This is a genomic window from Polaromonas sp. (assembly GCF_049790275.1).
Classification (GTDB): Bacteria; Pseudomonadota; Gammaproteobacteria; order Burkholderiales; family Burkholderiaceae_C; genus Polaromonas.
In genome coordinates this window covers 16,308-35,945 of the sequence record NZ_JBAQYR010000100.1, presented here as the reverse complement: position 1 = coordinate 35,945, position 19,638 = coordinate 16,308, and the positions used below count along the sequence as shown (strand labels likewise).

Genomic DNA, 19,638 nt, shown 5'->3' with positions numbered 1-19,638 from the left:
CTCCGGTTCAGAGTTTCGCCGCCGGGACGGGCTTGTTCGAAAGGCCCCAGACGTAAGCAGTCAGTACCTGAATCTGGGCCTCGGTCAGCTTGCCTGCCTGGGCCGGCATTTCATTGACCTTGCCTTTGTTGATCATGGTGACGATGGCCTGCTCGCCCCAACCGTGCAGCCAGATGTCATCAGTCAGGTTCGGCGCACCCAGCGCCTGGTTGCCTTTGCCGTCCATGCCGTGGCAGGCGGCGCAGGCGGTGAATTTCGCCTTGCCAAGTTGTGCACGCACAGAATCGTGCGGACTGCCGGACAGGCTAAGCACGTAGTTGGCCACGTTCTTGACATCATCAGGCGTGCCGACGGCCGCTGCCATGGGCGGCATATTGCCCTGCCGGCCTGCTGTCAGCGTCTCCGCAATTTTTGCGGGCATGCCGCCGTGCAGCCAGTCCGCATCCGCCAGGTTCGGAAAGCCCTTGCTGCCGCGCGCATCCGACCCATGACATTGGGCACAGTTGTTCATGAACAGGCGTTCACCCACAGCCATCGCCGCAGGGTCGCCAGCCAGCTCGGGAGGCTGCTTGGCGGTGAACTGGGCATACAGCGGTTCCAGATCCTTGTTGGCGCGCGCCACCTCGGCGGTGTACTCGCCACGGGTGCTCCAGCCCAGCTGGCCACCATAACTGCCCAGGCCGGGATAAATCACCAGGTAGGCCAAGCCGAAGACGATGCTCAACACGAACATCCACATCCACCAGCGGGGCATGGGGTTGTTCATCTCGCGCAGGTCGCCGTCCCAGACGTGGCCGGTGGTGTTGTCGCTGCGAGCCACCATCTTCTTGCGGGCGGTGATCCAAAGCAGCAGCACACAGGCCAGTATGCTGACCAAGGTCAGGACGGCGACATACACCGACCAGAAGTTTCCATTGAAATCGCTCATGAGGTCTCCTGACCCGCTGCCCCGGCACAGGCGGTGGCCGGCCTGGAGGTCAACGGGAAAATGTGAATCGGGTGGTCCATGGTCTTGTTCCAGTCAGTCCTGCTCGAACGGGAGGCGGGCAGCCTCGTCGAAGCGGGCCTTGTTGCGGTGCGAAAAAGCCCAGAACCAGATGCCTATGAAGGTGGCAAAACTCACCAAGGTTGCGATGATTCGCAGGGTAGTCACGTCCATCATGGTTCCTTATTTGAGCGTCCGACCCAGCACCTGCAGATAGGCAACCAGGGCGTCCATTTCGGTTTTGCTGGCAACGTCCTGGGCCGACTGCGTGACCTCCGCATCGGTGTAGGGAACACCGACCATGCGCAAGGCTTTCATGCGGGGCGCCATCCCGGCAGGATTGACCGTGTTTTTCTCGAGCCAGGGATAGGCCGGCATGTTGGACTCGGGCACCACATCACGCGGGTTGGTCAGGTGAATGCGATGCCACTCGTCACTGTATTTGCCGCCCACGCGGTGCAGATCGGGCCCGGTTCGCTTGCTGCCCCACTGGAAGGGATGGTCATAGACAAACTCGCCGGCCACCGAATAATGGCCATACCGTAGTGTTTCTGCACGGAAGGGCCGGATCATCTGCGAATGGCAGTTGTAGCAGCCTTCACGGACATAGATGTCGCGCCCGGCGAGCTGCAGCGCTGTGTAGGGCTTGATGCCCTGGATCGGCTCGGTGGTGGATTTCTGGAAGAACAGCGGCACGATCTCGACCAGGCCGCCCACGGCAATCACCAGGAGGATCAGGACGATCATCAGGAAGTTGTTGGTCTCGACCTTCTCGTGAGTGAAGCCGGCATTGGAGGTGTTTTTTTCAGTCATGGTAGAGCTTTCTTCAGGCGTGGACGGGTGCGGGCACCATGACGCTGACCGAGCGTCCCCTGGCCACGGTCATCCAGGTATTCCAGGCCATGATCAGCATGCCGCTCAGATAAAGCACGCCGCCGATCACGCGGACCACATAGAAGGGATACGTCGCCTTGACCGACTCGACAAAGGTGTAGGTCAACGTGCCGTCTGCGTTGATGGCGCGCCACATCAGGCCCTGCATCACACCGGCGATCCACATCGCGGCGATATAGAACACGATGCCAATGGTGGCTATCCAGAAATGAGCCTCGATCGCCTTGACCGAATACATCTGCTTCTGGCCAAAGAGACGCGGAATCAGGTAGTAGAGCGTGCCCATCGAGATGAGCCCCACCCAGCCCAGCGCACCCGAATGCACATGGCCCACGGTCCAGTCTGTGTAGTGCGACAGCGCATTGACCGTCTTGATGGACATCATCGGGCCTTCGAAAGTGCTCATGCCGTAGAAGGACAGCGACACGATCATGAAACGCAGCACCGGATCATCACGCAGCTTGTGCCAGGCACCCGACAGCGTCATGATGCCGTTGATCATGCCGCCCCAGCTGGGCGCCAGCAGGATCAGCGAAAACACCATGCCGACCGACTGCGTCCAGTCCGGCAGGGCCGTGTAGTGAAGGTGGTGCGGGCCGGCCCACATGTAGGTGAAGATCAGTGCCCAGAAGTGCACGATGGACAGCCGATAGCTGTAGACCGGACGCTCGGCCTGCTTGGGGACGAAGTAATACATCATCCCGAGGAAACCGGCGGTGAGAAAGAAGCCAACCGCGTTGTGCCCGTACCACCACTGGATCATCGCGTCCTGCACGCCGGCATAAGCCGAGTAGGACTTCATCCAGTCAGCCGGCACCACGGCGCTGTTGACGATATGCAGGATTGCCACGGCAAGAATGAAAGAACCATAGAACCAGTTCGCAACATAAATGTGCCTGACCTTGCGGATGCCGATGGTGCCGAAGAAAACAATCGCATAGGCCACCCATACCAGGGTGATCAGGATGTCGATGGGCCATTCGAGTTCCGCGTATTCCTTGCCCTGGGTGTAACCCAGCGGCAGGCTGACCGCTGCAGCGACAATCACCGCCTGCCAGCCCCAGAACGTGAACGAAGCGAGCTTGCCGGCAAACAGCGGCACATGACAGGTGCGCTGGACCACGTAATAACTGCTGCCGATCAGCGCGCAACCGCCGAAGGCGAAGATCACGGCGTTGGTATGCAAAGGCCTCAGGCGACCATAGCTGAGCCAGGGAATGCCGAAGTTGAGCTCTGGCCACGCCAGCTGGGCGGCGATGAACAGCCCCACCAGCATGCCCACCACGCCCCAGACCACGGCCATCAGGGAGAACTGCCGGACGACGGTGTCGTCATAGATCGCGGCGGATGTTTGTTTGTCGTTCATGAAGCACCTGTTTAAGTGATGCCTCAAGTGTCCCTGCCGGGAGGAGGGTCTGAGTTGATGAAAGTCAATCCGAACGCAGAATTCGCTCGCCTTCCTGCTCCAATGCGTCGAACTGGCCACGCCAGACAGCCCAGCCCAGCCCGGCGATGATCAGCAACGCAAGAATGACGGACAGGGGAATCAGAAGAAAAAGAATGTCCATTCAGAAGGTCTCCGGCATGCGGGCCAGCCGCGCTGAATTGAGCACCACCAGCAGCGAGCTGGCCGCCATGCCCAGGCCGGCCAGCCAGGCAGGCATGAAGCCGAGAACAGCCAGCGGCACGCACACCGCGTTGTACAAGGCTGCCCACCACAGGTTCTGGCGCACGATGGCATGGGCGCGGTGCGCATGCCGCAGCAACGCAGGCACGGCCGCCAGCTGGCCGCCCAGAACAATAAAGTCAGACTTGGCCTGTGCCAGCGGCACAGCCTGGCCCATGGCGACGGACACATCGGCACAGGCCAGCACCGGCCCGTCATTCATGCCGTCGCCAACCATGACCACACGCCGGCCGCGCTGCTGTAGCCCGCGCACATGGGCCAGTTTGGCTTCTGGCGTATGTTGCCCCCAGGCTTCGTCGATGCCTGCGCGCGAAGCCAGCCGAGCCACAGCGGCCATCAGGTCACCCGAGAGCAGTTGCACCTGCAGACCCAGAGCCTGCAGCGCACCCACTGATGCCCTGGCCTCCGGCCGCAAGACCTCGTCCATGTCGAAGCTGGCGAGCCAGCCGGCTTCATCCGACAAATGCACCTGGGGGCCGTCGACCGCCTGGGCAGATGGCGGCACCCCGCAAAAGGCGGCCGACCCCAGCCGCACGGCGTGCAGCTTTGCGCCGGCACCGGAAAGGACGCGACCCTGCAGCCCCTGGCCGGGCACTTCGGTCACATCCGTCGCGGGCTCAGGCACGGCGCCTGCAGCCTGAACAATCGCCTTCGACAGGGGATGCAGGGAATGCTGCGCCAATGCTGCCGCCATCCGCAAGGCCTGCACCAGGTCAAGGCCTTCACGGGTCCGGCTGACAGTCACGTTCATGCGGTCCTGGGTGAGCGTGCCGGTCTTGTCGAACACCACCGTGTCCACCGCCGCGCAGCTCTCCAGCGCCTCCAGCCGGCGCACCAGCACACCGCGCCGCGCGAGCGCACCTGCAGCGGCCAGAGTTGCAGCCGGCGTGGCCAGCGACAGCGCGCACGGACAGGTCACGATCAACACAGCCACGGCCACGCCAATCGCATGGGCCGGGTCACTCGGCCACCACCAGAAAGCGGCGGCAGCGCTGGCCAGCAACACCAGCAGAACAAAAGGTCCGGCAATGCGGTCGGCAATACGCGCCAGCCTCGGCTTCTGCACCGAGGCCTGCTCCATGAGGGCCACCATGGCGGCATAACGCGTCCCGGTCCCGGCACGCTCCACCTGGACCATGAGCATGCCGCTCAGGTTGTGGCTACCGGCAATCACCGCGCTACCGGTGCGCCGCTGCAGCGGCGTGGATTCACCGGTAAGCAGCGCCTCGTCAACCTGGCTTTCACCCGCGGTCACCGTCCCGTCGGCAGGAACAACATCACCGGGCAGGAGGCGGATCAGGTCGCCCGGAACAAGGCGACGCACTGGGACGCGCTCAAACATGCCATCGGCGCCCTGCCGCTCCACGCTGTCGGGCAAGCTGCGCATCAGCGCCTCCAGCGAACCAGCGGTGCGGTCGCGCAAACGCTGCTCGAGCAGGCGCCCGGACAACAGGAAAAATACAAACATGGTGACCGAGTCGTACCAGACCTCGGCGCCCCAGGGTGAAGCCGGATCGAACGTGGCGGCCGAACTGGCACCGAACGCGATGAGGATGCCCAGCGCCACCGGCACGTCCATGCCGATGCGCCGGTTGCGCAGGTCACGCAGCGCCGCAGAAAAAAATGGCCAGCAGGAAAACAGCACCACCGGCAAGGTCAGCACCCAGGAAGCCCAGCGCAGCAGCCCTTGTGCCTCGGCCGAGATATCGCCCGGCTCGGCAATGTAAGCCGGGAAGGCATACATCATCACCTGCATCATGCAAAAGCCCGCGACCAGCCAGCGCCAGAGCATCATGCGCTGGGCCTGAATACGCGGCGCTGCGGCCAGCATGTCGCCCGCAGGCAAGGCGCCGTAACCGGCTCGCTGCAGTGCGGCAAGCCAGGCTGATGGCATGCCCTGACTTGGCGCCCAGGTCAGACGGGCCACGGCGCTGGCACCATTGACCTGCACGCTCTCGACGCCAGGGAGTTTTTGCAGCACCTCCTCGACCGTGAGCGAACAGGCCGCACAGTGCATGCCCTCGATTGCGAGGTAGGACTCCCAGAGGCCTGGCCGTCCGGACAGCGGACGGCTGAACCCCTCCCACTCGGCGCGTTCATCCAGCGCGGACCAGCGCGAGGCCTGCCGGGAGGCGTCGCTGTTGAGCGAAAGGGTGGCAGTTTGCATGGGGCAAGCCTACCGTCGGACAGGCGCACCCGCTTGACATGGATCAAGCGTGCGGGACAATGCCAGCCCTAAGCTGCGAACGTCGCATCAACCCAGGAGAGACCGACATGTACAAACGCATCCTCGTCGCTACCGACGGTTCCACACTTTCGAAGAAGGCCGTGCGCAGCGCCATTGATCTGGCCGGCGCCATCGGCGCGGAACTGGTCGCACTTTACGTGGTACCCCGGTACCCCGTCAGCTATTTCGAAGGAGGTGTCACCATTTCGTCGCAAGACGTGGCCCGCATCGAGAAACAATGGGCAGACAAGGGCAAGGCCGTGGTGGAGGCCGTCAAAGTCGCAGCGCAAGGCGAAGGCATCAAGGCCAGGGCGGTCATCGCGTCTTCCGACCTGGTGGCCGAATCGATCATCAGCGCCGTGAAAAAACAGAAATGCGACCTGGTCGTCATGGCCTCCCATGGACGCAAGGGCATCAAACGCATTCTGCTTGGCAGCGAGACCCAGCATGTGCTGACGCACAGCAGCGTTCCCGTGCTGGTGTTGCGCTAAACTGGCGCCATCAAGCACAAGGAGAAAAGAAGAATGAAAGTCCTGTTCGCCGCCGATGGCAGCAAATACACCAAAAAGGCCCTGGCTTTTCTTGTTACCCATGAAAGCCTGGCCGGTCCGGACGACGAGGTGGTCGTGCTCAATGTGCAGGCGCCGGTACCCGGACGCGTCAGGGCCATGCTCGGCTCCGCAGAAGTCGCGGCCTTCCACGCGGAGGAATCGCAAAAGGTGCTGGCGCTCATCGAACGCTTTCTTAAGCGCCACAAGATTGCATTCAAAACGCTGGCTGTCGTGGGCTCGCCCACAGTAGAGATCCTGCGTGCCGCCAAACGCGAAAAGGCCCACATGATCGTCATGGGCACCCACGGCCACGGCCTCCTGGGCAGAGCCGTCATGGGCAGCGTCGCCCAGCGCGTGGTCACCGACTCGGATATTCCCGTCCTGCTGGTCAAGTAAGACGGAAGCCGTCCTTGGGGCAGAAGCCCCGGGAAGGCCCATGGCCTCAAGCTTGTGGCAGGCCGACGAGGTGTCGTGGCACGACGCAGTGCCCATCATCAACGACGAGGCAGCAGCCGATTCCGCACCGTGAGTCTGGGCTATTCGGCCATGAACATGCCGCCGCGCTGATCAGCGTGCCGGACAGCAGTCAGCTCAGGCCTTGGGCAAGGTCACCCCGACCTGGCCCTGGTACTTCCCGCCGCGGTCCTTGTAGCTGACCTCACAGACGTCATCGGGGTCACTCTCGAAGAACAGCACCTGCGCGCAGCCTTCACCGGCATAGATCCTGGCCGGCAGCGGCGTAGTGTTGGAAAACTCCAGCGTCACATACCCTTCCCACTCAGGCTCGAAAGGCGTGACGTTGACGATGATGCCGCAACGCGCATAGGTGCTCTTGCCCAGGCAGATGGTCAGCACATTGCGCGGGATGCGGAAATATTCCAGCGTACGGGCCAGCGCAAAGCTGTTCGGCGGAATGATGCAGCTGTCGCCATGGAAGTCGACAAAACTCTTCTCGTCGAAATTCTTCGGATCGACGACCGTGCTGTGGATGTTGGTGAAGACCTTGAACTCGGGTGCGCATCGGATGTCGTAGCCGTAGCTGCTGGTGCCGTAGCTGATGATTTTCTTGCCTTCGCTTTCGCGTATCTGGCCCGGTTCGAAGGGTTCAATCATGCCGGTGGTCTCGGCCATGCGGCGTATCCATTTGTCGCTTTTGATGCTCATGCCAAAGTTTCCTCAGTTTGGCTCGATTGTAGGCAAGCCGCCGGACGGTCCGGACGGCCTCGGATTACTATGCATTTGATAGCTGCTTGCGCCCGCCCACTAAAGGTTGATGACCAATTCAGCATCAAGGAAACACTCGTCTGCGTCCCGGACGCATGGCTGCACCAGGCGAAAAAAAAACCGGCAGGGTTGCCGGTTTTCTGAACTGAGGTGAAGACTTCAGTAGTTGTTGCGGCCGCCGCCGTAGCCGCCACCACCGCCGCCGCCACCACCATAACCACCGCCGCCGCCTTCGCGACGACCGCCGCCGCCACCACCACCGAAGCCACCGGTGCGCGGCTCCATGGGACGGGCTTCATTGACCACCATGTCACGGCCATCAACGGACTTGCCGTTCATGCCACTGATGGCCGCCTGGGCTTCAGCGTCGCTGGACATCTCCACAAAGCCGAAGCCCTTGGAGCGGCCGCTGTCGCGGTCCATCATGACTTTGGCCGACGAGATCGTGCCAAATTCAGAGAAATGTTGTTGCAGGGAATCGTCGTTCACCGAGTAGGAGAGGTTGCCGACGTAAAGTTTCTTGCCCATTTTGGGACCTTTCAAAAAAAGCTTGCGCACTTGAATCAAACGCACGAAGCGGGTATGACGGCTCTGGTTAGAAAGCCGGTCAACGAAACTGACGCCTGGCCGGAGCCAGCGTACAGGTGGACTGGGTTCCATGGACCGGAAATCAATCCGGCACCTGGCCCAGGTCATAAATTCGGTCGGGAGGAAAAAAAAAGAGACCGGGGGTGAAGCTCGCCGCTGGGGGAGTTTGACGACCGGGAGGGCCGGAACTATCGGCCAAAAGGTGCGGGGTGGCAATGAGGTGCCACGAACCGTGTCAGACTACAGTTGCTGCAAAGGTAAGCAAATTGCAACAGCGGACGTATTTTACTCCCGATTGGGGAATGACGCTTGGTTATCTTGTGTATCGGCCTGCAAGGCGCAGGACATGCCGGACAAACGGCGTGTGCAATCAGACCCTGATCCGCAGCACCGTCAGCACAGACAAGCGCCCATGGACGGCTTATCAAACCCGGAGAAGCGTTTCCGCCCAGGTCCACAATCTGCTCTTCTTTTAATAGCTTGCTGCGCTTGCTCCATCAGGACTGGAAGCGGATTAAGCTTGCGAATTCCGGATCAGCTGCTCTCAGGCCGTCAGCGCCTGCGAAATCACGGTTTGCTCGACCACGCGGTCGTCGCCCAGCACGATCAGCGCGAACAGCAGCTCGTCCAGGCTGCCGGCCTGTGCCGTCTTGCGCGCCAGCAGCGGTGTGGCCTGCGGGTTGAGTACAACAAAATCGGCCTCACAACCGGGCAGCAGGTTGCCCACCACGCCTTCCAGGCCCAGCGCCCGGGCCGCGCCACCGGTGTGTTGCCACCACAGCTGCTGCGGATTTAGCGACACGCCCGGTTTGGTCTGCCCTTCCCTGCCCACGTAATAGGCAGCGAGCATGGTGTGAAACGGGCTGAACGAAGTACCGCCGCCCACGTCGCTGGCCAGGCCGTACAGAAACCCCGCGCGGTCGGCAGCAGCGTAGTCAAAAAAGCCGCTGCCGAGAAACAGGTTGCTGGTCGGGCTGACGGCGGCGGCGGTGCCGGTGGCGCGCAGCAGCGCGCGGTCTTCGTCGTCGATGTGGATGCAATGCGCGTACACGGCGCGCGGACGCAGCAGGCCGAACTGTTCATACACGCTGAGGTAGCTGCGTGCCCGCGGGTACAGCGCGCGCACCCAGGCAATCTCGTCCCTGTTCTCCGCCACATGCGACTGGATCCACACGTCGGCATATTTGGCGGCCAGCTCGCCCGCACCGCGCAACTGCGCTTCGCTGCAGCTGGGCACAAAACGCGGCGTGATCGCGTAACCGAGCCGGTCCACGCCGTGCCAGCGCGAGATCAGTGCCTCGGTATCGACCAGGCTTTGCTCGGTGGCATCGCGCACGCCGTCGGGCGCGTTCTGGTCCATCAGCACCTTGCCGGCGATCATGCGCAGGTTCTGCCGCTGCGCTTCGCCCAGCAGCGCATCGACGGATTCCGGATGCGAGGTGGCGAAAGCCAGCGCTGTCGTGACGCCATGGCGCAGCAATTCTGCTATGAAAAATATAGCCGCTTCGACACTGTAGTCGGGGGCCGAGAAGCGTTTTTCATGCGGAAATGTGTAGTTCTCCAGCCACGGCAGCAGGCCTTCGGCGGGCGAGCCAATGACGTCGAGCTGCGGGTAGTGAATATGCATGTCGACAAAACCGGGAGCAATGATGCGCCCCGGCAGGTGCTGCACCTCCAGCCCGGGATAACGCCCGGCCAGGGCTGCGAAATCGCCCACAGCCTGGACCACCTGGCGCCCTGCGGCGTCCGGGCCCACGACGAGCAGGCCGTCGGCCTCCAGCACGGCCTTCGCTGGACCGGCAAAGTAAAGGAGTGAGGCGCGCCAGGCTTTCATGCCCGCAAGAATACTTCAGTAGCCGGCTTTACCCATAAGCCGGAGCCAATAAGGGCTATAGGCTCCACATGCAGCTGTCGCCCACAGACTCGCGCCACACCCGCACCGAGCTCAAGGCCGGCAGACGCGGCTGCAGCTTGCCGGCAATGAAACGGCAGAGGTTTTCCAGCGTTGCCGGGCCCAGTCCGGCCACGTCGTCCAGAAGGTGGTGGTCCAGCAACTGCCGGAGCTGCTCAATCTCCAGTCGTACCAACCCCAGGTCCATCACCATGCCGGAGTCCGGATCGCGCTGTCCTCTCAAAAATACTTCGGCGTTGTAGGTATGGCCGTGCACGCGCCGGCTGCTGTCGGCCTCGATCTCGCGCTTGAGGGTGTGCGCTGCGTCGAAGAAAAACTTCTGGCTGATGGTGTAGCTCATCGGATGCCTGTGATCTTGTGGGTCTGCAGGCTCAAGCGCCAGGCGGGGCGTTGCATGCACAGGGCAATGCAGGCCTGGGTGTTGTCCGCGCGTTGGGCATTGTCCATGGGCTGCAGATAGCGCTGGCTGAAGTTAGCGGCTTCCAGTTCTGTCAGGTCAAAACCAGGCTGCGGCCACACCAGCTTGAGCTCCTGACCGTCGCGCTGAACCCAGGGCGCGCCGGCCTTGGGGCTGACGCAGAGCCAGTCGATGCCGGTGGGTGCCGCAACTGTTCCATTGGTTTCCACCGCAATCGCAAAATCGCGCGCATGCAGGGCGTCGATCAACTGCGCATCAACTTGCAGCAATGGCTCACCGCCGGTCAGCACCACCAGCCGGTGCCCTGCCCCGGCCGGCCAGAGGGCTTCGATCTGGCAGGCCAGCAACCCGGCGTCAGCAAACTTGCCGCCCAGTGTCCCGTCGGTGCCGACAAAGTCCGTGTCGCAAAACCGGCAGACAGCGGTAGCGCGGTCCTGCTCGCGGCCCGACCACAGGTTGCAGCCGGCAAAGCGACAGAACACCGCGGGCCGGCCCGCGTTGCCGCCCTCGCCCTGCAGCGTGTAGAAAATCTCCTTGACCTGGTAACTCATGGCGTTTTCGCCAGTTTGCCCACCACGCCCTGCACCAGGAAGTTCATGCCGAGGATCTGTTCGTCCGACAGCGTCTGTCCGGCAGCCAGCACTTCGCGGCCCTCGTTGTCGAGCAGAGCCGTACGCGTGCGGAAAGGATGCAGTTTGCCGGCGGCAATGTCGCGCTGGCGCGCCAGCACTTCGTCGGCCACCTTCTTCGGCACCCTGGGGCCAAAGCTGTCGACGCGGATCATGCCGTCCTTCACGCCGCCCCACAGCGTGCCGCTTTTCCAGCTGCCATCCAGCACGGCCCTGGCGCGCCGGGTGTAGTAGTCGCCCCACTGGTGTGTGACGGCCAGCAATTGCGCATCCGGTGCCACCTTGCGCATGTCCGAGTGGTAGGCAATGGCAAGCTTGCCGCGCTCCTGCGCAGCGCTCATCACCGCGGTGGATCCGGTGTGAAAGGCCATCACCTCCACGCCCTGGTTGAACAGCGTCATCGCCGCTTCGCGCTCGCGCGGCGGGTCAAACCAGGCGCCCAGCCAGACCACCCTGACCGTTGCCTGCGGATTGACCGAGCGCATGCCCAGGGCGAAGGCGTTGATGCCCTGGATCACCTCGGGAATCGGAAAGCCCGCCACATAACCGGCGCTGGCGGCCATGCGCCCCGCCGCGATGCCCGCGAGGTAACGGCCTTCGTAATAACGTGCGTTGGCCACCGCCACATTGGGCGCGGTCTTGTAGCCTGTGATGGACTCGAACTTCACATCCGGGAAGTCCTTCGCCACCTTCAGCGTCGGCTCCATGTAGCCAAAGCTGGGTGTGAAGATCAGCCGGTGCCCCTGGCTGGCCAGGTCACGAATCACGCGTTCAGCGTCAGCGCCTTCCGGGACGTTTTCAACATAATTGGTTTTCACCCTGTCGCCCAGCGCCGCCTCGACGGCCTTGCGACCCTCTTCGTGCTGACGCACCCAGCCAGCGTCGGTCAGCGGCGCGACATAAACAAAGCCGATTTTCAAAGGCTCTTTGGCAGCCGGCGGCGTTTGGGAGAAAGCAGGAGAAATAAAACAGGCGGCCGCGAGCGCGGCAGCGAGGTTTTTATACATGGTGGTCCTCTACATGGCCCCGGTAAACAAAAACACCAGCGCGCCGGGACAGCACACAGGTGAATTGTTATTTTAGCCGCTCAGGCTGTGCAGTCCCGAAGACCCCCTCTTTACCAGTAGGGGCCGCGGATCTGGCTTCGCCAGTCCGCAGGCACAGCGGCCCCCTCGGCGGCAGCGAACCACACGCAGCGGGGAGCGTGGGGGCCAACAGTGACATTGGGGCTAATAACTAACACAGGCAATGTCAAACAAAGCTTGCTGAAATGGCTGCCCGGCCACCGGCTCCCAGCGGCGCGGGACGGGGTCTTCAAACACCGTCTCACCCAGTCCCATCTGCTGCGACAACAGAGCCACCGACAGCAGGCGTGAGCGCTGGCGCCTGCAGTCGAATTCGCTGTGGTGCAAGCGGGAGAAATAGCCTTTTTCGTCGATGATCTGCACCAGCTGGTAGTCCATCAGCCACCACATCTTGACCATGCCGCCCCTGCCGCGCAGGGTGGTGCGATCGATGTAGGTGATGACCACCGGGTCCACCATCACCGGCGTCCACTGCGCGGCCGCGCCGGCGCTCAGGCACATCAGGGCAAGGAGGAAGATCAGGCGTTTCATGGAGTGGGAATAATCCTACCGTACCAGGCGGCCGGCCCCTGCAAGCCTGCAGCTCCGGGAAACTGCACAGCCCGGCACGAAGCGAGGATAATCAAAAAGAACGAGGCCCCTTCGCCGGGCAGCAGGAATCATTCATCCACGAAAGCCAGCGAACATGCAGGACAACGACATCTACAAGCTCACCCCCCGCGGCCAACAGGAGCTGCGCGGCAGCGCCACCAAGCTGACACCCGCCGAGATTGAGCTGCTGATCCGTATCGACGGCATCCTGAACCTCGCACAGATCAGGACAGGCATGCCGGCCGTGCCCGCAGAGACCTTCGCAAAAACTTTCGGAAACCTGCTGGACCGCGGGCTGCTGGCGCAGGCAGAAATCGACCCCTTCACCGAACAATTTAATTTTCAGCTCAACCAGCTTGCACTGTCCAGCGCCGAGGCCGAGGCCGATTCGGGTGCCGCTTCACTGAAAAAAGCCGGGTACTACGTGAGCATTGCCCGTCCGCGCGGGCCGGCCCGCAAGCTCGCACCCGGCGAGGTGCTGTCGGCCATCGTGGTGGACGACGAACCCATGCTCGCCAAGTTCATCCAGACCTACCTGGCTTTCGATGGCTTCCAGGTCCGGCTGGCGGGCAACCGTGCCGAGGTGATTGCCGAGTTCCGCAAACCTCCCTTGCCTGACCTGATTCTTCTGGACGTGATGCTGCCGGACGCCGACGGCTTTGACATCCTGCTCAGGCTGCGCCAGCACCCGGCGCTGAAAGATGTGCCGGTCATCATGCTGACCGGAAAATCCACACGGGAATCCGTGCTCAAGGGTCTGGCCAGCGGCGCCGACGGCTACATCACCAAACCGTTCGAAGCCGACGCACTGATGCGGGCGGTCAGGACGGTGGTGGGGTTACCGGAAGACCCAAAGGGCAGTGCCCAGGCGGCAGGCCCTTGGACCAACCGGGACGCCAGCTCCTGAGTCGCAGCTACCTGCCTGCGGGTGGATGCATCAACGAAAAGTTTCAAAACAGGCGGCCAGCCTGTCGGTATGCCGACGCCTGGCCGGCTCGTCGATAAAACTCGCCTCGAAACTGTTGTACGCCAGCTTCCAGGCGTGCTGCGCATCCATGCCGGTGGCGGCAAAAGTCTGCGTGAAGTTGTCGTTCATGTAGCCGCCGAAATAAGCCGGGTCGTCTGAGTTCACGGTGGCAGCAAGCCCAGCATCCAGCAGCTGACGCAGGTTGTGTTGCGCCAGGTCCGGAAACACACAGAGCTTGAGGTTGGACAGCGGACACACCGTCAGGGCGATGCGGTCCTTCGCCAGGCGCTGCATCAGCGCCGGATCTTTGGCTGCCTGCACGCCGTGGTCGATACGCTCGACCTTGAGCAGGTCCAGTGCCGTCCAGATGTACGCCGGCGGTCCTTCCTCACCGGCATGCGCGACCAGATGAAAGCCCAGTTCGCGGCAGCGCGCAAACACGCGGGCAAACTTTTCGGGTGGGTTGCCGACCTCGCCGGAATCCAGCCCGATGCCAATGATCAGATCGCGCCAGGGCAGTGCCTGCTCCAGCGTCTCAAAGGCCTCTTCCTCGCTGAGATGGCGCAGGAAACACATGATCAGCGTGGCACTGATGCCCAGCTCGGCCTGCGCATCGGTGCAGGCGCGGTGCAAGCCCTTGATGACCGTCTCCATGCTGACCCCGCGCGCCGTGTGGGTCTGCGGGTCAAAAAACAGTTCGGCGTGGACGACATGGTCAGCCGCAGCCCTCAGAAAATAAGCGTGGGCCATGTCATAAAAATCCTGCTCGGTCAGCAACACGCTGGCGCCGGCGTAATAGATGTCCAGGAAACTCTGCAGGTTGGTAAACGCGTAGGCGCTGCGCAGTGCCTCCACATCCGCGTAGGGCAATGCCACGCCATTGCGTTTTGCCAGCGCAAAAATCAGCTCGGGCTCGAGCGAGCCTTCGATGTGGATGTGCAGCTCGGCCTTGGGCATCAGGCGCAGCAACTCGGGCAATTTCTCGGGGGAAACAGGTCGGACGGAATTCATGTCGGCTCCAAAAACGAAAAAAGCCGCCCGCAGGCGGCTTGGGGCACTGCCGCTGTGCGGCAAAACGGCCGTGGCCGCTCCGCCGCACGGCATCGCGGTCAGTTACCCGGGACTTTACCTTCCACGCCCTTGACGTAAGACTTCAGGCCACCGAGGAACTTGTCATCGGCCACCGCATCCTTGGCTACCAGTTCCTTGCCGGTGTTGTCCATGATGGGGCCTTTCCAGATCACGAAGCTGCCGTCCTTGAGGCCGGCCTTGATTTCGTCGATGCGTTTTTTGGTCTCGTCCGGCACGTCGGCGGCAATCGACACCATGTCGATGGCGCCTTCCTTCACGCCCCACCAGACCTGGCCGGTGGCCCACTTGCCTTCAAGCGCATCCCGCGTGGCCTTGACATAGTAAGGAGCCCAGTTGATCACGGCCGAACCGAGGTGGGCCTTGGGGCCGTAGGCAGTCATGTCGGAATCCCAGCCGAAGGCGCGCTTGTTCATTTTCTCGGCGGTCTGCAGCACGGCCGACGAATCGGTGTTCTGGAACAGCACGTCGGCGCCGCCGTTGATCAGCGCGGTGGCGGCTTCGGTTTCCTTGGGCGGGTTGAACCACTCGTTGACCCAGACCACCTTGGTCTTGACCTTGGGGTTGACCGACTGCGCACCCAGCGTGAAGCTGTTGATGTTGCGCACCACCTCGGGGATCGGCACCGAGCCGACCACGCCCAGGTTGCCGCTCTTGCTCATCTTGCCGGCGATCACGCCGGCCATATAGGCACCTTCGTAAGTCCGGCTGTCATAGGTGCGCATGTTGTCTGCCGTCTTGTAGCCGGTGGCATGCTCGAATTTCACGTCCTTGAAGTCGGCGGCCACCTTCAGCATGGGCTCCATGTAGCCGAAGGTCGTACCGAAGATCAGCTTGTTGCCCTGGCTCGCCATATCGCGGATCACGCGCTCGGCATCTGCCGACTCGGGCACTTTTTCGACGAAGCTGGTGATCACTTTGTCACCGAATTCCTTGTCGATCGCCTTGCGGCCGTTGTCATGCGCAAAAGTCCAGCCGCCGTCGCCGACGGGGCCGACGTAGGCAAACGCAATCTTCAGCGGCTCGGCCTTGGCCGGCGCCGGCGCAGCGACAGGCGCGGCGGCCGGAGGCGGTGCGGGCTCTTCCTTTTTGCCGCAGCCCATCAGCGCGGCTGAAGCCACTGCGGAAAGTGCAGCCAGCTTGAGCAATGAACGTTTTTGCATGTCAGTCATGTCGTCTCCTGTAGCGACGGTTAACGAAAAAAGAACACATTATGAACCGGGGTAGAAAGGCTTTCCAATCGATGTCGGCATGTTCAGCCTGATCCAGCGCGGGTTGCGCGAGATCAGCACCAGCACCACGATGGTGGCCAGGTAAGGCAGCATCGTCAGGAACTGGGGCGGCACATCCACCCCCAGCCCCTGCAGGTGAAACTGCAACATGGTCACACCACCGAACAGGTAAGCCCCAAGCAACACCCGTGCCGGGCGCCAGGTGGCAAAGGTGGTCAGGGCCAGCGCAATCCAGCCTTTGCCGGCAATCATGCCTTCTACCCAGAGCGGCGTGTAGACCACCGAGACATAGGCACCGGCCAGGCCGCAGAGCGCGCCACCGGCCACCACAGCCGCCAGCCGGATGCGCCGCACCGGGTAACCCAGGGCATGGGCCGACTCCGGGCTTTCGCCGACCGAGCGCAGCACCAGGCCAGCGCGTGTGCGGTACAAGAACCAGATCAGTCCCACGGTCAGCGCCATGGCCAGATAGACCATGGGGTGCTGGCGAAACAGCGCCGGCCCGACAAAAGGCAGGTCGCCCAACCAGGGCAAGGGGTAGTGGCTTTGCTCGGGCAGCTTTTCCTGCACGTACCTGATGCCGGCAAAGGCCGAGAAACCCGCACCAAACAGGCTCAGCGCCAGCCCGGTGGCGTACTGGTTGGTGTTGAGCCAGATCACCAGCACGCCAAAGACGGCAGCCAGCACGGCCCCGGCCGCCATGCCAGCCGCAAAACCGAGCCAGATGTTGCCGCTGTGCACCACGGCGGCAAAACCGGCAATGGCAGCGCACAGCATCATGCCCTCGGCGCCCAGGTTGACAATGCCGGCCTTTTCATTGATCAGCAGCCCCAGGGAAGCAATCGCCAGCACCGTGCCGGCGCTCAGGGTGGCTGCCACCAGCAGCGCGGTGGAGTCCATCAGCGGGCTCCCTTCATGACGGGTCTGACGCGGCCCGTCCAGCGTACGCGGTAGGCAATCAGCGTGTCGCAGGCCAGCAGGCTGAACAGCAGCAGGCCCTGGAACACGCCGGTGAGCGATTTGGGCAGGCCCAGGCGCGACTGCGCGAGTTCGCCGCCTATGTAAAACATGCTCATCAAGATTGCCGAAAACACCATGCCGGCCGGATGCAGCCGCCCGACAAAAGCCACGATGATCGCGGCAAAGCCGTAGCCGGCCGGTACGTAAGGCGTAAGCTGGCCGATGGGTCCGGCCACTTCCAGCGCACCGGCCAGCCCGGCGGCCCCGCCCGAGGTCAGCAGCGCCACCCACAAGGCCTTGCGCGAGGAAAAGCCGGCATAACGCGCTGCCGCGGGCGCCAGGCCGCCAACCTGCTGCGCAAAGCCGGCATGGGTGCGAAAGAGGTAAAGCCACAAGGCGACCGCGCCTGCCAGCGCCAGCAGGATGCCGATGCTCACGCGCGAACCCTGCATCAGGCGCGGGATCTGCGTTACCGCCTCAAAGGTCTTGGTCTGCGGAAAGTTATAGCCCTGCGGGTCTTTCCACGGACCGAACACCAGGTAGCTGAGCACCATGTCGGCCACATAGACCAGCATCAGGCTGACCAGGATTTCGTTGGCATTGAAGCGGTCGCGCAGCAGCGCCGTGATACCGGCCCACACCATGCCGCCCAGCATGCCAGCCAGCACGATGGCCGGCACAATCCAGGGGCCGGTGGTCTTGTCGGCCAGCAGGGCCACGCCGCCGGCCGCCACCGCACCGATGACAAACTGCCCCTCGGCGCCGATGTTCCAGACGTTGGAGCGGAAACACACGGCCAGGCCCAGCGCAATGATCAGCAGCGGCGTCGCCTTGACCATCAGCTCGCTCAGCGCATAGTGTGACTTGATGGGTTCCCAGAAAAAGATCTGCAGGCCGCGCACCGGGTCCTTGCCCAGCGCCGCAAACAGCAGCACGCCCATCACCACCGTGACCAGCAGTGCCAGCAGCGGCGAGCCAAAACTCCAGAACTTCGAAGGCTGCGGCCGGGCTTCAAGCTTGAGCATGTGCGCCCTCCACGGCATGGTCCGCCCATAATCCGCTCATCCACTGCCCAACCAGTTCCACCGTCGCGTCGGCACGCGGCAGGGCCGGCGAGATCTGGCCTTTGGCCATGACATACAGCCGGTCGCTGATGTCGAACAGCTCTTCGAGCTCTTCACTGACCACCAGCACTGCACAGCCCTTGTCGCGCAACTTGAGCAGCTCGCCGCGGATTTGTGCCGACGCGCCCACATCCACGCCCCAGGTCGGCTGCGACACGATGAGGAGCGTGGGTTTGGCCTCAACCTCCCGGCCCACCAGGAATTTCTGCAGGTTGCCGCCCGACAGCGACTGTGCCGCCGCCTGCGGGCCACCGGCCTTGACCTGGTAGCGCGCAATGATGCCGGCCGCCTGCGTCTGCAGGGCCCCCAGGTGCAGCCAGCCGCCTCGGCCCACCGCATCGCTGCGCGTGAGCAGCAGGTTGTGCGCCAGGCTCAGCGTCGGCACCGCGCCGCGCCCCAGCCGCTCTTCCGGCAGGAAATGCAAACCCAGCGCGCGGCGCTGCCCCGGGCCCAGCCGGGCCACGTCCTGCCCGGCTATCTGGATGCTGCCGGCCGCGGCGCGGGTGTCTTCACCCGACAACACATACAGCAGCTCCTTCTGTCCGTTGCCCGAAACGCCGGCAATGCCGACCACCTCGCCGGCGCGTACCGTCAGCGCCACGTGCTGCAGGTCCACGCCAAACTGGTCTTCTCGCTCCAGGCTCAGGTCGCGCACGTCCAGCACGGCGGCGCCGGCGGCCTGCTCGCGGTGCTCCAGCGCCGGCGGTTCGGCGCCAATCATCAGGCGGCTCAACGAGGCGTTGGATTCCTCGCGCGGATCGCACACGCCGGTGACCTTGCCGCCGCGCAGCACCGTGCAGGCCGTGCACAGCGCGCGGATTTCGTGCAATTTGTGGCTGATGTACAGAATGCTGCAGCCGCGCGCGGCCAGCTGGCGCAGGGTGACAAACAGGTTGTCCACGGCCTGCGGCGTCAGCACCGAGGTCGGCTCGTCAAGAATCAACAGCTTGGGGTCGGTCAGCAGGGACCGCACAATTTCCACGCGCTGGCGCTCGCCCACACCCAGCGTGTGCACCGGCCGCGTGGGTTCGAGCTGCAGGCCGTACTCCTGCGTGGTGGCGATGATGCGGCGCGACACCTCGGCCAGGCTCAGGCTTTTGCTGAGGCCCAGCCAGACGTTTTCAGCCACCGTCAGCGTGTCGAACAGGCTGAAGTGCTGGAACACCATGGCAATGCCCAGTGCACGCGCTTCCTGCGGATTGCGGATCACCACGCTGCGGCCATCGACCTCGACCCGGCCGGCGTCCGGCTTGACCGCGCCGTAGATGATTTTCATCAGCGTCGATTTGCCTGCGCCATTTTCACCGAGCACCGCGTGGATTTCGCCGGGCAGCACCGTCAGCGACACCTCGCTGTTGGCCACCACCGCGGGATAGGCCTTGGTGATGCCGGTGAGCTGCAGGCGCGGCACAACAGCGGAAGGCGGATCGGGAGGAACGGTGGAAACGGACATTGTTTTTCTATATGTTTTAAGG

General features: G+C 63.1%; 21 protein-coding genes. 3 read left to right on the top strand and 18 right to left on the bottom strand.

The window, feature by feature from the left end:
• Positions 1-7 precede the first annotated feature (7 nt).
• The 6 genes from ccoP to WA904_RS13585 all read right to left on the bottom strand — a co-directional run bounded on the left by ccoP (position 8) and on the right by WA904_RS13585 (position 5,733).
• On the bottom strand, positions 8-928 hold the full coding sequence (gene ccoP / locus WA904_RS13610; protein WP_425197661.1) for a cytochrome-c oxidase, cbb3-type subunit III: 921 nt from the start codon (positions 926-928) through the stop codon (positions 8-10).
• A gap of 93 nt (positions 929-1,021) precedes the next feature.
• On the bottom strand, positions 1,022-1,159 hold the full coding sequence (locus tag WA904_RS13605; protein ID WP_425197660.1) for a cbb3-type cytochrome oxidase subunit 3: 138 nt from the start codon (positions 1,157-1,159) through the stop codon (positions 1,022-1,024).
• A gap of 9 nt (positions 1,160-1,168) precedes the next feature.
• Positions 1,169-1,798: a cytochrome-c oxidase, cbb3-type subunit II gene (ccoO, locus tag WA904_RS13600; RefSeq protein ID WP_425197659.1), complete on the bottom strand. Its 630-nt coding sequence runs from the start codon at positions 1,796-1,798 to the stop codon at positions 1,169-1,171.
• Between the two features lie 13 nt (positions 1,799-1,811).
• Positions 1,812-3,245, bottom strand: coding sequence for a cytochrome-c oxidase, cbb3-type subunit I (gene ccoN / locus WA904_RS13595; RefSeq protein WP_425197658.1), 1,434 nt, complete (start codon positions 3,243-3,245; stop codon positions 1,812-1,814).
• Positions 3,246-3,309: 64 nt separating this feature from the next.
• Positions 3,310-3,447 (bottom strand): cbb3-type cytochrome oxidase assembly protein CcoS, encoded by a 138-nt coding sequence (gene ccoS / locus WA904_RS13590; protein WP_077595553.1) that lies wholly within the window; start codon positions 3,445-3,447, stop codon positions 3,310-3,312.
• Positions 3,448-5,733, bottom strand: a complete 2,286-nt coding sequence (locus tag WA904_RS13585) for a heavy metal translocating P-type ATPase (RefSeq protein WP_425197657.1) — start codon at positions 5,731-5,733, stop codon at positions 3,448-3,450. It lies immediately after the preceding gene.
• Between the two features lie 107 nt (positions 5,734-5,840).
• Between WA904_RS13585 and WA904_RS13580 the strand changes: the two genes are divergently transcribed.
• Positions 5,841-6,284 carry a universal stress protein gene (locus tag WA904_RS13580; protein WP_425197656.1) on the top strand — a complete coding sequence of 148 codons (444 nt, stop codon included), beginning with the start codon at positions 5,841-5,843 and terminating at the stop codon, positions 6,282-6,284.
• A gap of 33 nt (positions 6,285-6,317) precedes the next feature.
• A complete protein-coding gene (locus tag WA904_RS13575; RefSeq protein ID WP_425197655.1) occupies positions 6,318-6,740 on the top strand; it encodes a universal stress protein in 423 nt (140 codons plus the stop codon).
• A 195-nt stretch (positions 6,741-6,935) separates the two neighbouring features.
• Here WA904_RS13575 and dcd read toward each other — a convergent pair whose 3' ends face one another.
• The 7 genes from dcd to WA904_RS13540 all read right to left on the bottom strand — a co-directional run bounded on the left by dcd (position 6,936) and on the right by WA904_RS13540 (position 12,731).
• Entirely contained in the window at positions 6,936-7,508 is a 573-nt protein-coding gene (gene dcd, locus WA904_RS13570) for a dCTP deaminase (protein WP_293592825.1), read from the bottom strand.
• A 219-nt stretch (positions 7,509-7,727) separates the two neighbouring features.
• Entirely contained in the window at positions 7,728-8,096 is a 369-nt protein-coding gene (locus WA904_RS13565) for an RNA recognition motif domain-containing protein (RefSeq protein ID WP_425197654.1), read from the bottom strand.
• Positions 8,097-8,700: 604 nt separating this feature from the next.
• Positions 8,701-9,990 (bottom strand): guanine deaminase, encoded by a 1,290-nt coding sequence (gene guaD / locus WA904_RS13560; protein WP_425197653.1) that lies wholly within the window; start codon positions 9,988-9,990, stop codon positions 8,701-8,703.
• A 55-nt stretch (positions 9,991-10,045) separates the two neighbouring features.
• The gene (locus WA904_RS13555; protein WP_425197652.1) at positions 10,046-10,408 is read right to left on the bottom strand and encodes a 6-carboxytetrahydropterin synthase; all 363 of its coding nucleotides are present in this window, start codon (positions 10,406-10,408) and stop codon (positions 10,046-10,048) included.
• Complete coding sequence (queE, locus tag WA904_RS13550; RefSeq protein WP_425197651.1) at positions 10,405-11,037, bottom strand: 7-carboxy-7-deazaguanine synthase; 633 nt, start codon at positions 11,035-11,037, stop codon at positions 10,405-10,407. Before queE ends, WA904_RS13555 begins: the two co-directional genes overlap by 4 nt.
• On the bottom strand, positions 11,034-12,122 hold the full coding sequence (locus WA904_RS13545; RefSeq protein WP_425197650.1) for a BMP family ABC transporter substrate-binding protein: 1,089 nt from the start codon (positions 12,120-12,122) through the stop codon (positions 11,034-11,036). The genes queE and WA904_RS13545 overlap by 4 nt, the downstream gene beginning before the upstream one ends.
• A gap of 222 nt (positions 12,123-12,344) precedes the next feature.
• Positions 12,345-12,731: a surface-adhesin E family protein gene (locus WA904_RS13540; protein ID WP_425197649.1), complete on the bottom strand. Its 387-nt coding sequence runs from the start codon at positions 12,729-12,731 to the stop codon at positions 12,345-12,347.
• Positions 12,732-12,885: 154 nt separating this feature from the next.
• On the opposite strand from WA904_RS13540, the gene WA904_RS13535 reads away from it, so the two are divergent.
• The gene (locus WA904_RS13535) at positions 12,886-13,698 is read left to right on the top strand and encodes a response regulator transcription factor (protein ID WP_425197648.1); all 813 of its coding nucleotides are present in this window, start codon (positions 12,886-12,888) and stop codon (positions 13,696-13,698) included.
• A gap of 30 nt (positions 13,699-13,728) precedes the next feature.
• Here WA904_RS13535 and WA904_RS13530 read toward each other — a convergent pair whose 3' ends face one another.
• The 5 genes from WA904_RS13530 to WA904_RS13510 form a co-directional block, all read right to left on the bottom strand.
• Complete coding sequence (locus WA904_RS13530) at positions 13,729-14,769, bottom strand: adenosine deaminase (RefSeq protein ID WP_425197647.1); 1,041 nt, start codon at positions 14,767-14,769, stop codon at positions 13,729-13,731.
• A gap of 98 nt (positions 14,770-14,867) precedes the next feature.
• Positions 14,868-16,019, bottom strand: a complete 1,152-nt coding sequence (locus WA904_RS13525) for a BMP family ABC transporter substrate-binding protein (RefSeq protein ID WP_425197646.1) — start codon at positions 16,017-16,019, stop codon at positions 14,868-14,870.
• Between the two features lie 39 nt (positions 16,020-16,058).
• Positions 16,059-16,979, bottom strand: a complete 921-nt coding sequence (locus tag WA904_RS13520) for an ABC transporter permease (protein ID WP_425197645.1) — start codon at positions 16,977-16,979, stop codon at positions 16,059-16,061.
• Positions 16,979-18,064: an ABC transporter permease gene (locus WA904_RS13515; protein WP_425197644.1), complete on the bottom strand. Its 1,086-nt coding sequence runs from the start codon at positions 18,062-18,064 to the stop codon at positions 16,979-16,981. The genes WA904_RS13520 and WA904_RS13515 overlap by 1 nt, the downstream gene beginning before the upstream one ends.
• Positions 18,051-19,616: an ABC transporter ATP-binding protein gene (locus WA904_RS13510; protein WP_425197643.1), complete on the bottom strand. Its 1,566-nt coding sequence runs from the start codon at positions 19,614-19,616 to the stop codon at positions 18,051-18,053. Before WA904_RS13510 ends, WA904_RS13515 begins: the two co-directional genes overlap by 14 nt.
• Between the last annotated feature and the right edge of the window lie 22 nt (positions 19,617-19,638).

Coding starts and splice junctions, on each gene's coding strand:
- WA904_RS13555 (WP_425197652.1), bottom strand. CDS start 10,408: ATGAGCTACACCATCAGCCAGAAGTTTTTCTTCGACGCAGCGCACACC.
- ccoN (WP_425197658.1), bottom strand. CDS start 3,245: ATGAACGACAAACAAACATCCGCCGCGATCTATGACGACACCGTCGTC.
- dcd (WP_293592825.1), bottom strand. CDS start 7,508: ATGAGCATCAAAAGCGACAAATGGATACGCCGCATGGCCGAGACCACC.
- ccoS (WP_077595553.1), bottom strand. CDS start 3,447: ATGGACATTCTTTTTCTTCTGATTCCCCTGTCCGTCATTCTTGCGTTG.
- guaD (WP_425197653.1), bottom strand. CDS start 9,990: ATGAAAGCCTGGCGCGCCTCACTCCTTTACTTTGCCGGTCCAGCGAAG.
- WA904_RS13510 (WP_425197643.1), bottom strand. CDS start 19,616: ATGTCCGTTTCCACCGTTCCTCCCGATCCGCCTTCCGCTGTTGTGCCG.
- ccoO (WP_425197659.1), bottom strand. CDS start 1,798: ATGACTGAAAAAAACACCTCCAATGCCGGCTTCACTCACGAGAAGGTC.
- WA904_RS13535 (WP_425197648.1), top strand. CDS start 12,886: ATGCAGGACAACGACATCTACAAGCTCACCCCCCGCGGCCAACAGGAG.
- ccoP (WP_425197661.1), bottom strand. CDS start 928: ATGAGCGATTTCAATGGAAACTTCTGGTCGGTGTATGTCGCCGTCCTG.
- WA904_RS13605 (WP_425197660.1), bottom strand. CDS start 1,159: ATGGACGTGACTACCCTGCGAATCATCGCAACCTTGGTGAGTTTTGCC.
- WA904_RS13515 (WP_425197644.1), bottom strand. CDS start 18,064: ATGCTCAAGCTTGAAGCCCGGCCGCAGCCTTCGAAGTTCTGGAGTTTT.
- WA904_RS13565 (WP_425197654.1), bottom strand. CDS start 8,096: ATGGGCAAGAAACTTTACGTCGGCAACCTCTCCTACTCGGTGAACGAC.
- queE (WP_425197651.1), bottom strand. CDS start 11,037: ATGAGTTACCAGGTCAAGGAGATTTTCTACACGCTGCAGGGCGAGGGC.
- WA904_RS13580 (WP_425197656.1), top strand. CDS start 5,841: ATGTACAAACGCATCCTCGTCGCTACCGACGGTTCCACACTTTCGAAG.
- WA904_RS13575 (WP_425197655.1), top strand. CDS start 6,318: ATGAAAGTCCTGTTCGCCGCCGATGGCAGCAAATACACCAAAAAGGCC.
- WA904_RS13545 (WP_425197650.1), bottom strand. CDS start 12,122: ATGTATAAAAACCTCGCTGCCGCGCTCGCGGCCGCCTGTTTTATTTCT.
- WA904_RS13520 (WP_425197645.1), bottom strand. CDS start 16,979: ATGGACTCCACCGCGCTGCTGGTGGCAGCCACCCTGAGCGCCGGCACG.
- WA904_RS13525 (WP_425197646.1), bottom strand. CDS start 16,019: ATGACTGACATGCAAAAACGTTCATTGCTCAAGCTGGCTGCACTTTCC.
- WA904_RS13585 (WP_425197657.1), bottom strand. CDS start 5,733: ATGCAAACTGCCACCCTTTCGCTCAACAGCGACGCCTCCCGGCAGGCC.
- WA904_RS13540 (WP_425197649.1), bottom strand. CDS start 12,731: ATGAAACGCCTGATCTTCCTCCTTGCCCTGATGTGCCTGAGCGCCGGC.
- WA904_RS13530 (WP_425197647.1), bottom strand. CDS start 14,769: ATGAATTCCGTCCGACCTGTTTCCCCCGAGAAATTGCCCGAGTTGCTG.